This window comes from Micromonospora sp. U56 (assembly GCF_018070095.1).
GTDB lineage: Bacteria > Actinomycetota > Actinomycetes > Mycobacteriales > Micromonosporaceae > Micromonospora > Micromonospora purpureochromogenes.
Genome location: NZ_JAGPYL010000032.1, coordinates 42,673 through 53,885, shown reverse-complemented (window position 1 = coordinate 53,885; position 11,213 = coordinate 42,673). Strand labels below are relative to the sequence as shown.

General features: G+C 72.3%; 9 protein-coding genes and 1 pseudogene. 3 read left to right on the top strand and 7 right to left on the bottom strand.

The annotated features are described in order from the left end of the window. Positions 1–640: pseudogene (locus KBX37_RS13945) on the top strand (hypothetical protein); the annotation flags it as partial. Positions 641–717: 77 nt separating this feature from the next. Here the strand turns inward: KBX37_RS13945 and pulA are convergent. The 5 genes from pulA to KBX37_RS13920 all read right to left on the bottom strand — a co-directional run bounded on the left by pulA (position 718) and on the right by KBX37_RS13920 (position 9,104). Beyond that, a complete protein-coding gene (gene pulA / locus KBX37_RS13940) occupies positions 718–6,216 on the bottom strand; it encodes a pullulanase-type alpha-1,6-glucosidase (RefSeq protein ID WP_210776313.1) in 5,499 nt (1,832 codons plus the stop codon). 162 nt (positions 6,217–6,378) lie between these two features. Further along, positions 6,379–7,059: a cellulose binding domain-containing protein gene (locus tag KBX37_RS13935; protein WP_210776312.1), complete on the bottom strand. Its 681-nt coding sequence runs from the start codon at positions 7,057–7,059 to the stop codon at positions 6,379–6,381. 103 nt (positions 7,060–7,162) lie between these two features. Continuing rightward, the gene (locus KBX37_RS13930) at positions 7,163–7,828 is read right to left on the bottom strand and encodes a cellulose binding domain-containing protein (protein WP_210776311.1); all 666 of its coding nucleotides are present in this window, start codon (positions 7,826–7,828) and stop codon (positions 7,163–7,165) included. A gap of 192 nt (positions 7,829–8,020) precedes the next feature. Further along, positions 8,021–8,410: a hypothetical protein gene (locus KBX37_RS13925; RefSeq protein WP_154936066.1), complete on the bottom strand. Its 390-nt coding sequence runs from the start codon at positions 8,408–8,410 to the stop codon at positions 8,021–8,023. Positions 8,411–8,447: 37 nt separating this feature from the next. Next, a complete protein-coding gene (locus KBX37_RS13920; protein ID WP_210776310.1) occupies positions 8,448–9,104 on the bottom strand; it encodes a hypothetical protein in 657 nt (218 codons plus the stop codon). Positions 9,105–9,135: 31 nt separating this feature from the next. Here KBX37_RS13920 and KBX37_RS13915 point away from each other — a divergent pair, with 31 nt between their 5' ends. Then, the gene (locus KBX37_RS13915) at positions 9,136–9,315 is read left to right on the top strand and encodes a hypothetical protein (RefSeq protein WP_179806561.1); all 180 of its coding nucleotides are present in this window, start codon (positions 9,136–9,138) and stop codon (positions 9,313–9,315) included. A gap of 15 nt (positions 9,316–9,330) precedes the next feature. Here the strand turns inward: KBX37_RS13915 and KBX37_RS13910 are convergent, their stop codons facing one another. Continuing rightward, positions 9,331–9,711, bottom strand: coding sequence for an ArsC/Spx/MgsR family protein (locus tag KBX37_RS13910; protein WP_210776309.1), 381 nt, complete (start codon positions 9,709–9,711; stop codon positions 9,331–9,333). Between the two features lie 101 nt (positions 9,712–9,812). On the opposite strand from KBX37_RS13910, the gene KBX37_RS13905 reads away from it, so the two are divergent. Next, the gene (locus KBX37_RS13905) at positions 9,813–10,535 is read left to right on the top strand and encodes a hypothetical protein (protein ID WP_210776308.1); all 723 of its coding nucleotides are present in this window, start codon (positions 9,813–9,815) and stop codon (positions 10,533–10,535) included. A gap of 294 nt (positions 10,536–10,829) precedes the next feature. On the opposite strand, the gene KBX37_RS13900 is transcribed toward KBX37_RS13905, so the two are convergent. Further along, on the bottom strand, positions 10,830–11,189 hold the full coding sequence (locus KBX37_RS13900; RefSeq protein WP_210776307.1) for a VOC family protein: 360 nt from the start codon (positions 11,187–11,189) through the stop codon (positions 10,830–10,832). Positions 11,190–11,213 lie beyond the last annotated feature (24 nt).

The window sequence follows — 11,213 nt, the reverse complement described above, 5'->3', positions numbered from 1 at the left end:
CATCTACGCCAAGGACACCACCCTCGACCTCGACAAGGTCATCGTCGCCAAGAACCACGCCGACAAGGACGGCGGCGGCATCTACAACGTCAGCGACGAACGCCGCAACGACAAGGACCACAACGACCGCAACAACGGCCCGAACGGCAACAACGGCCCGAACGGCAACAACGGCAACAACGACAAGAACGACAAGGACGACAAGGACGACGACAACAAGGCCAGCGCCACCATCTCCGACAGCAAGATCGTCGACAACAACGCCGGACGCTTCGGCGGCGGCATCTTCAACGGCAAGGCCGACGTCAAACTCGCCGAAGGCTTCCAGGACAACAACGACAACGGCGACCACGACAACGACCGCGACCGCGACCGCGACGGCGCCCACCTCACCCTGCGCGACACCGAGGTCAAGGGCAACACCGCCCTCAACGGCGGCGGCATCTTCAACAACAAGGGCACCGTCACCCTGACCAAGACCCACGTCACCAAGAACAAGGCCACCGACGCCTCAAAGCAGCACCGAGTCGCCGGCGGCATCCTCAACAACGACGGCAAGGTCAAGCTCGACGACAAGTCGACCGTGACCAACAACGACCCCACCAACTGCGCCGGCACCGTCAAGGACTGCTTCAACTGACCGCCGGTCAGCGCGGGATCCACACACAGGTCCGGCCCCCTGCCACCTCGGTGGCAGGGGGCCGGACCGTCATGGGGTCACTTCTGGACGAAGACCGCCACACTGCGCGCCGGCACGGTGAACGTGCCGGCCGCCCGGTCGAACGAGGCCGTCCGGAGCACCGGGTCGGCCGAGTTCACCAGCACCGGGTGCAGCGCGACGTCCGCGCCCCGCAGGCCGGTCACCGTCTGCTTCGCCGTCTCCGGCGTGCCGTTGAACACGACGGTCAGCGACTTCCACGTCCCGTCCAGCCCGCGGGCGTCCAGGGTCATGGTCAGCACGCCCGGCGTCTCGTTCTCGCCTGAGAGCGGGAAGGCGACGCGCCGCTGCACCTGGCCGGCGGTGGCCAGCCCGAACACCGGCGAGGACTCCCGGATCCGCAGCAGTTCCGCGTACCGGGCGTCGGCCAGGTTGATCGCGGCGCAGTCCGGCACCAGCTTCGGGTCGGCCAGCAGCGGCTTCGCGTACGGCCACTTGTCCTTGTTGTCCTGCTCCGGCGGGAGGCCGGCGCCGAACCCGTTGCCCTGCGCGCAGTCCCACCGGATCTGGTTGAACCAGTCACCGGAGTTGTACGAGTTGCGGTCCAGCGACTTCGAGCGCAGCCGCTCGGAGCCGGTGGTGACGAAGCCCGCCCCCTGTCCGAAGGTGGTGGTCGCCAACGCCAGCACCTGCATCCGCGACCGGTCCGTCGCCGAGGTGCCCTGCGGCAGCTTGTACGCCAGCGCGTCGTACAGGATCTCGTTGTCGTGCGCGTCGACGTAGGTGACCGCCTCACCCGGCGCGGCGGTGTAGCCGGCCGGCGAGCCGTTGTAGTCCACCTGGGCGCCGGTGACCTGCCGGCCCGACGAGTCGGTGAACCGGTAGCCCCGCAGGTTGCCGGCGAGCCCCACCTTGATCAGGTCCTGGTAGTGCAGCAGCCGCGCCTTCTGCTCGGCCGCCGTCCCGTTCACGGTGTCACCGTTGGGGTCGGTGTAGAGACCGGAGGCGAAGCCCTGGATGCGCGGGTTGCCGTCGAAGGGGCCGCCGCCGCGCACCGCGTCGCGGAGCCGGTCGTTGAAGGTGCCGATGCCGGTCCCGGCCATGTTGGCCTGGGTGGCCTGCACGAACCGGGCGTCGTTGGCGACCTCGCCGAAGTTCCAGCCCTCGCCGTAGAGCAGGATCTTCTTCCCGTCCACGCCGTCGCGGGCCGGGGTGAGCTGGTCCAGCGCGGCCCGCACGGCCAGGATGTTCGCCTTCGGGTGGTGACCCATCAGGTCGAACCGGAACGCGTCCACCTTGTACGCCTTGGCCCAGGTGACCATGGAGTCCACCACCAGCTTGCCCATCATGGCGTGCTCGGGCGCGGTGTTGGCGCAGCAGGTCGAGTTGGCGACGCTGCCGTCCTCCAGCAGCCGGTGGTAGTAGCCCGGCACCACCTGGTCGAGCACCGACTTCGGGTCGGTGCCCGAGGCGGAGGTGTGGTTGTAGACCACGTCCAGCACCACGCGCAGCCCGGCGCCGTTGACCCCGGCGACCATCTGCCGGAACTCGGTGGTCCGCTTGGCCCCGGCCGGGTCGACGGCATAGCCGCCCTCCGGCACGGTGTAGTGCAGCGGGTCGTACCCCCAGTTGTAGCCGTCCTTTTCGGCGACCTTCGCCACGCAGGCCTGCTGCTGGTCGGAGTCCGGCGGCAGCTGCGCCAGATCGCAGTCGGGCTGCTGCTGGGCGGCCCGCTTCTCGGGGATGGTGGCGAAGTCGAACGAGGGCAGCAGGTGCAGGTAGTTGACCCCGGCGTCGCCGAGCGCCTTCAGGTGCTTCATGCCGGCCGTGTTCGGGTCGGTGAAGGCGAGGTAGGTGCCCCGCTTCTCCGCCGGCACGGTGGCGTCGGCGATCGAGAAGTCCCGTACCGACAGCTCGGAGATCTGCGCCTTCGACACCGGCACCGCGGGTGGCTTGCGCAGGTTGGCCCAGCCGGACGGGGCCAGCGCCTCCTCGGACAGGTCGACGATCTGGCTGTGCGTCGAGTCCGGCGCGAGCGCCACCGAGTACGGGTCCGTCACCGCGGCGGTGACCACCTTCTGCGCCGCCGGCTGCCAGGCCTCGACCTGGTAGCGGTAGTACTTGCCGGCCCAGGCCTTCGTGCCGCGCACCGACCAGACGCCGGTGCGGTCATTGCGGCTCATCGCCACCGTCCTCGGCTCGGCCGTGGGCGAGTCGAAGAGCTGGAGTGACACCGTCCGGGCGGTGGGCGCCCAGACGGCGAGGGTGGGCACCCGGCCGGCGAAGGTGGCGCCCAGCCGGGCGTCGGTGGCCCGGGCGTAGACGTCGTCGAGCACGCCCGGGATCTGCACGCCGGTCGCGCCGAGCAGCCCGCCCTCGGCGTCGCGCTCGGTCACCACCAGTTGCCCGCGCAGCGCCGCCGGGACCTTGGCCAGGTCGGCTCGGTCCAGCGTGAAGGTGCGGTAGGACCACAGGTGCGGGAAGGCCGTGCGCTGGGCCTCGGTGAGCCCGTTGCGCTGCGCCCGCAGCGGCAGTGAGGTGTACGTCCCGGCCAGCTCGCCGTCGGCGATGCTCAGCCCGCCGGCCGGGGCGGCCACCAGGGCGTACTGCTTGCCGTCGGTCGGAGGAGTCAGCCAGGCGACGGTGGACCGGTCGATCCAGTGCGCCTTCTGCTTGGTGATGTCCAGGTCCCGGGCGGGGCCGGACGAGCTGGGCGGCAGCAGCCGGCCCTTCACCCCGGCGAGCAGCCAGACCTCACGACCGGCGCTGGCGAAGTCCAGCCGCTGGTCGTCGGGCTGATCCTTGGTGTCACCGGAGTGGATGATGTAGCTCAGCCCGGTGGCGCCGGCGGCCAGCGGCACCCGGAAGACCGCGCCGTAGGCGTCGATCTTCTCCGGCTTGAGCGGGTTGGACCAGTCGGTGGGGTTGGCGGCGCCGTCCCAGAGGTGCAGACCCCAGCCGGCGTAGTCGTTGTCGGCCTTGCGCCAGTGGATGACCGCGGTGCTCTCGTCGACCGCCGGGTCGGGCTCGCCGGTGGCGGCCTGCCGGGTCGGGTAGAGCGTCGGATCGCCCTGCTTGACCCAGACCTCGCCGGTCTGCGTCACGTCGATGGTGCGGTCGTTCGCGACGTCCTTGTTGCCGTTCTTGTCGACCACCAGAAAGCCGACCGACTTCGCGCCCGGCTTGAGCTTGACCCAGGCGAACCGGCCGTAGGAGTCCTCGCCGGCGAACGGCTGCCCCTTGGGCCACTCGGTGGCGTACGCCGGGTCGATGTCACCCCAGGTGTAGAGGCCCCAGTCGTCGTACCCGCCGGCGGGACGCTGGTAGTGCACCACCGCCCAGTCCCGGGCGGCGCTCTGCGCCGGGGTGCCGACCACGCCGGTGGCGCGGGTGCCGGCGGTCCGCCCCTTGCCGTCGCGGGCGACGGCCTTGTACTCGACCTTCGTCCCGCCGGGCAGGCCGGTCAGGTCGTGGTGGACGGTGTACGGGGCGGTGTGCGCGCTGCCCAGCAGCGTCCACCTGCCGCCGGGCACCCGGGCGGCGAAGGTGACGGTGGCCAGCGGGTCGCCGGTGACCTGGGCGGTGACGGCGGTCCGGGTGGCGACCGGGTCGGCGCCGGGCGCGCTGAGGGTGATGCCCGGCGCGGCGGTGGCCTGCGGGATGGGCCGGCCGGCCTTGAGCACCACCGCCGCCATCGGCGGCACGGTCAGGCCGAGCTTGCCGTCCGCGCCGGTGGTGGCGGTGGCGGCGCCGCCGTAGACGCTGGTGAAGGCGGTGCCGGCGGACCAGGTGTCGACGGAGACGGACTGCGTGGTGGCGGCGTTGTTCACGGCCACCACGTACTCGGTGCGGTCGGCCGGGGCGATCCGGGAGAAGGCGAAGACGCCGGGGCCGTCGGCCGCGTACCGGGTGACCTGGAGGCCGTCACGCAGCGCCGGGTGAGCCTGGCGCAGCGTGCCCAGCTCGGCGATGGTGCGGTAGAGCGGGTGGCCGGTGTCGTACTGGTCGTCGGCGTGGGTGCGGGTGGTGCCGATCAGGTCGTCGTCGAGGTAGTCCGCCACCTTGGTGGCGAACATGTCCTGCCGGGCGTCCTTGTCGCCGCCGGGCCCGGTGAAGCCCTGCTCGTCGCCGGAGTACACGACCGGCTGGCCCCGGGTGAGGAACATCAGCTGGTGGGCGAGCTGGTCGCGGCGCAGCTGGGTGGCGTCATCGCCGCCGGAGGCGGCGATGAAGGAGCCGATCCGGCCCATGTCGTGGTTGCCGAGGAAGGTGGTCAGCCGGTTGGCGCCGGTGTCCCGGGCGGCGTACAGGTCGTCGCGGGCGTACACGTCGGCGAGGGCCTTGGCGGAACCGTCGGCGGCGGTGTAGCCGCGCGCGGCCTCCTGGAAGGAGAAGTCCAGGGTGGCCGGCAGCCCACCGCGCCGCACGTAGGCCGAGGTGACCTCCTGGTCGGCGCTGTAGACCTCGCCGAACATGAAGAAGTCCTTCTTGCCGGCGGCGTCGGCGGCCCGCTTGATGCCCCGGCTGAACTGCGGCCAGAAGTCGAGGTTGACGTGCTTGACGGTGTCGAGCCGGAAGCCGTCGACGCCGGTGCTGGCGATCCAGTCGCCGTAGGCCTTGGTCAGGCCCCGCACCACCTCGGGACGCTCGGTCCACAGGTCGTCCAGGCCGAAGAAGTCGCCGTACTCGCTGTTCTCTCCGGCGAAGGTCGAGTCACCGCGGTTGTGGTACATCGTCGGGTCGTTCAGCCAGGCCGGCACCTTCACCTTGGCGTCCGCGGGGGTGGCGAAGGTCGGGGTGTACGGGCCCGCGTCCGCGGTGACCGTCGGGAAGTCCCGGGTGCCGTCGGCGTAGTTGCGGTCCTCGAAGGCGCGCCCCTGCGCGTCGGTGTACGGCGAGGTCTTCTTGTCGACGTACGCGTACTTGTCCTCGCCGTACTTGATGACATCGGCGGTGTGGTTGACGATGACGTCAAGGTAGACCTTGATGCCGCGCTGGTGGGCGAGCTTGACCAGCTTCCGCATCTCCTCGTTCGTACCGAAGTGCGGGTCGACCTGGGTGAAGTCGGTGATCCAGTAGCCGTGGTAGCCGGCCGAGACGTCCGCGCCGCTGCCCTGCACGGGGCGGTTCTTGAAGATCGGCGCGAGCCAGATGGCGGTCGTCCCCAGGCCCTGGATGTAGTCCAGCTTGTCGATGACGCCCTTGAGGTCGCCACCGTGGTAGAAGCCCTTGTCCTTCGGGTCCAGGCCGGTGCGCAGGCGGTCGCCGGTGAGGCCGCCGGAGTCGTTGCGCGGGTCGCCGTTGGCGAACCGGTCCGGCAGTACGAAGTAGAACTGCTCGGCGCGTCCCGTGCCGGCGCCGGCCTTCAGCAGGGCCTCGGTCGAGGGCTCGGCGCCCCACTGGGCGGCGCCGGCCGCGGCCAGGGTGTCGACGGTGGGCGTCCGGTCGGTGGCATCCGCGCCGAGCTGGTTGACGGCGACCGGGACGCCGACGAGGGCGAGAGTGAGGGTGGAGACCAAGGCGAGCAGTGCCTTGCGAGATATCGGCGGGGGTTTCATCGACGGCCTTCCTCTGGTCGCTGATTCGCCCGCACGCTAGCTCTTGCCGAAACATTCTGCAATACCTTGCAAACATGGTCGCAACAAAGCAGCCTCCTTGCGAAACGTGCCGTCGTTCCGCCGCAGGGGGAGGTCACCCGGCGCCGCCGGACAGAGGGTGGATCAGAGGCCGGCGCAGGCGGCGCCGTCAACGGTGCACCCGCTCAGGCGGGTGTTCTCGCCGGTGTGTTCGAGGTGGAACCGCAGCGCCACGGACGCGCCGCCGTCGAGGTCCACCCCACTGGTGTACGTGAAGACGCCGTCGGACATCCGGGAGGTGCCCTGCGGCGCACCCTCCACCCAGGAGCTGGCCACGCGACTGCCGGCCGGCGGCACCAGGCGCACCGTCCAGGGGCGGGGACCGGCGGCGGCGTTGGCGAGCAGCACCTCGCCGATGAAGCCGTCGTCCCAGGCTTCCATCACCCGGTACCGCCCGGTGACCGGCGACGGGGGCGGCGGGGCCGACTCCGGTCGCGTGTCCCGTCCCGCGGCGGAGGACGCGGGGCGTCCGCTGGGCGTCGGGCCGGGCGGCGGATCGCTGCGGGGCGGGGTGAGCTGCGGGGCGCCCGGGGCGGGCAGGGCGACCGGGGCTCGCGACGGCGGGCTCGACGGCAGGTCGGGCAGCGCCATGGTGGCGGGCAGGTCAGCCGGTCGGGCGGTCTCCGGCTCGCGGCCGCGGGACGCCGTCAACGCGACGACCAGCAGCACCACCATCACCACGACCCCGGTGGCCACCAGGAGCCAGGGCGACGAGGCGAGCGCCGTGGCGGCGGCCCGGGACGAGCGGCGACGCGTGCCGGACATGCCCCTCCCTCATCCGTGCCGTCGGGCGAGCGTAGCCATCATCGGCAGGGCCGGAAAGTGTGTGCCCCGAGCACCGTCCTGATGGTACGGACGCGTCCGGCGCTCAGCCGATGGTGCAGTCCGCCCCGTTGACGGTGCACTGGCCCGGCCGGTCACCGCTGCCGGTCCGGCCGAACGTCATGGACACCACGGCGCTCTCCCCCGCCGGCAGGGGCCTGGTGCCGCTCAGCACGAACCAGCCACTTCCTTGGGTACGCACCGACAGCCCCGAGTCCGACGACGCCCGGATCGACTTGACGTTGCCCGTGAACAGCAGCTCCACCCGCCACTCCCGGGCCCCGCCGGTGGTGTTGCGCACCGTCAGCCGGGCGGAGAACGAGTCCCGGTCGCTGGAGGTGGCCTGGTAGTCCGCGCTCACCCGGCCGGACCCGGCGGCCGGTGCGCGGGTCGTCGGCGTCGCGGCCGGCCGGCGGGTGCTGGCCCGCGGCGACGGAGTGGCGGTGGCCGTCCGCGACGGGGTGGCGTTCAGGGCGACCAGTGGGGCGTCGGCCGGTGGCGTCCCGGACGACGTCACGGAGGGCATCCTCGGCAGGTACATCGGCGGCGCCGGCTCGGGCGCCGCCGCGTGCTCCGGTCCGCGGAAGGAGAGCAGGGCGAACACCAGCAGGACGGCGAGCAGACCGGCGCCGAGCAGCACGACGATCCACGGCGTCGACGCCAGCACGGCGGGTGCGGATCGCGCCGGCCGTGGGGCCGAGCGGTCGGACATGAGGTCCCCCTTGTCGGAGCAGCCGCGCCAGCCTAGCCAGCGCGGACGCCGGACAGCAGAGGGCCCGCCCGGTACGGTCCGTCCGGCCGGTACGGGTCGGAAAACGGCTGGCGGCATGAGACCGATTGGGGTCCGGTCGGGTCAGCCCCGCACCGACGCCGCCCACCGAACGGCCGCCCGGGAGACGTTGCGTCACGCCGCGCGGATGACGGTGCAGATGGCCGGACCGTCCTCGGTGGTGCGCAGCAGGTAGCGGTACCGCTCGCCCGGCACCGCCCGACCCTGGCTGTCCAGGAACTCCCACTGCACGGCCACCTCGGTCAGCAGCGCGGAGACCGGCTGCACGTCCTCGATCAACGCGTTCGCCGCGACCAGCTCCCGTTCCTGGTAGTCCGGAGCGGCGCCGACGAAGGAGAGCGCGACGGCGGCCAGCGTGCTGAAGGAGAAGCTGTACGTGTCGGCGACCACCAGCCCGGGCAGGGCGTAGCAGCCGGCGAGGGCGGGTACGTCGCCGGCGGTGAGCGCCACGCCGTACCGGTCGAAGAAGTCGGTCAGCGTGTCGAGATCGGTGGAGGCTCTCACGGCGTCACCAATTGCCGCCGGCGGGCGCCGGCAAACCTCAGCGCGGCGGGATGTGCACCTCGACCTCGGCGCCGAGCTTGGCGTGACCGGCCAGGTCGAGGTCGTCGCCGCTCCAGAACCGACCCGGGTCGTACCAGTTCGGACGGCGGCCGGCCGGCAGCAGCCCCATCGCCTCGTAGGTCACCGCCACCACCTCGGCGCAGTACGCCGTCTCCAGCGCCCGGTCCGGCACCCGCACCCCGGAGCGGTCCCGGCGGCCCGGCAGTCGCACCTGCGGCACGCGGCCCCGCGCCCAGCGCCAGGCGAGCTGGGCGGTGGAGGGGAAGGGCGTGCCATCGAGCCGGGCGACGGTACGCAGCACCGCCTGCTCCATCGCCGCGTCGGCGGGCGGGTCGAGCTGGCGCAGCCAGGCCCGCTGCCCGTACCGGTTGGCCCAGACGCAGACCGCGTCGCGCAGTACGTGCAACTGCACGCCGCGCTGGTGGCTGCCGGTCCACATGTCCGGCAGCGAGCGGCCCAGCTCGGCGTGCCACATCAGGGGCGGCATGTCGTCCAGCACCACGGCCATGCCGACGTGGTTGACCGGGCTGTTCGTGGTGAGCTGGATGGCACGGTCGGGCACGCTCCGGCCACGGAACACCCACAGGTCTCCGGTACGGGTCAGGTCGACGGCCTCGTCCAGGCTGATGCTCATGAACGTCTACCCTAGGCCGATGCGGCAACGAATGCGGTGGTGGAAGGTACTCGGTCTGGCCGGCCTGGCCGGCGTCGCGGCGTCCGGCGTGGTCATCGCCCGCGCCGAGCGGCGCCGCCGGTCGTACACGCCGGAGGAGATCCGGGACCGGCTGCGCGAGCGGCACGCGCAGGCCGCGGGGAACGGCACGCCGGCCGGCGAGCAGGCCTGACCCGGCGGGCGCGGCTCAGCGCTCGGGTTCGGCCCCGGCGCGGCGCAGCGCCTCGTCGAGCGCTCCGGGGGTACGCCCGAGCACCGCGCTGCCGTCGTCGAGCAGCAGGATCGGCCGCTGGATGAGCTCCGGATGCGCCACCATCGCCTCGATCCAGCGGGGCTCGGTGGCGTCGTCGCGGGGCCAGTCGACCATGGCCCGGGCCACCGCGGCCGGCTCCCCGGTGCGGCAGATGTCCCACGCGCGCGCCTCGAGCCGGCGCAGCACCTCGGTCAACTCGGCTGCGCTCGGCGGCTGCTCCAGGTACGCCCGCAGCCGGTACGGCACCCGCGCCTCGTCGAGGGTGGTGCGCGCGCAGGTGGACTTCGAGCAGGACGGGTTGTGCCAGATCTCCATGACCGACATGGTGACAGACCACCTGCCGACGTGTCCCACTTCATCCAGGGTGGACGGTCGACGGGGCGTCGGAGCAGGGGCTCGGCGGCTACCATGCCGGCATGGCGACGCCCTTCGACCGGACACCGTTCGTCCTGTCCCCGCTGGCTGCCCCCGTCGAGCGGGACGGCCAGGTGGACCTGCACCTGCCGGCCGGTGACGGGCCCCGGCCCGCCGTGGTGCTGGTCCACGGCGCACCGCTGCCACCTGGCGCGTCCGACCCGCGCGACTGGCTCCTCTACCGGGGATACGGCGCCCTCCTGGCCGAGCAGGGCCTCGTCGCCGCTGTCGTCAGTTACCGGGTGGACGAGCTGACGGGCTTCCCGGCCGCGGCCGAGGACGTCGCGGCGGCCGTCGCGCAGGTCCGCGCCGATCCCCGGGTCGACGCCGACCGGCTGGTGCTCTGGTTCTTCTCCGGCGGCGGCCTGCTGCTGGGCGACTGGCTGCGCGCCGCGCCGTCGTGGCTGCGCGGGCTGGTCGGCACCTATCCGCTGCTGGAGCCGCTGCCCGGTTGGGAGGTCGAGGCCCGGTTCCACCCGGTCGACGCCGTGGCGTCCGCCGGCGACCTGCCGATCCTGCTGGTCCGCGCGGGTCGGGACATGCCGCCGGTGCTGGCCGGGATCGAGGCGTTCACCTCGGCGGCGGCGACGAGTGGCCGTTCGGTGCGGGTCCTCGACGTACCAGATGGGCGGCACGGCTTCGACGCACTGGACCACACCGATCAGTCCCGGGACGCCGTGCGCGCGGCCCGCGACGCGGTGGTCGCGCTGCTGCGCGACGCCTGACGCGGCCGGCTTGGGTGCGGGGTCCCGGTCGACGCGAGGCCGAGGTACGGGCCACCGGCTACGTCCGCCCCCACTTGCCATAGTAAGCGATATGCCTGTGAGTCATATTTATGCCTCACGGGCAATATCGCTCGATCGTCGTATGCCTCGGGTCGCCGTCCCGCTTCGCCTATTCGACGCCGAATGCCCGGATTGACTCGGGTGGTTCGCTGGGGCTAGCTGTCCGGCTTGTCCGGCGAGCACCGCGAGGACCAGGCCCCGCCCAGGAGATCAGCGGGTGCGGAGCGGGGGCGGTCAGCCGGTGATCGGGGCGACGAATTCCAGCCGGTTGCCGTGCGGGTCCTCGGTGTGGAACCGCCGCATCCCGGGCAGCTCGTCGTCGCCCCAGGTGACCGGGTGTCCGGCGGCGGCCAGCCGGGCGGCGAGGTCGTCGAGGTCGGGGCGGAGCAGGGCCGGGTGCGCCTTGCGGGCGGGGCGGAAGCCGTCCTCGACGCCCAGGTGCAGCTCCGCGCCGTACCCGGTGAACCAGCAACCACCGCGGGCGGCGAGGGCCGGCGGTTTGGGCTTCTCGACCAGGCCGAGCAGGCCGGCGTAGAAGTCCCGGGAGGCCTCTTCGGAGCCGCGTGGGCAGGCGAGCAGGACGTGATGGATCATGGTGGCACCTCCTCGTCCCGAACC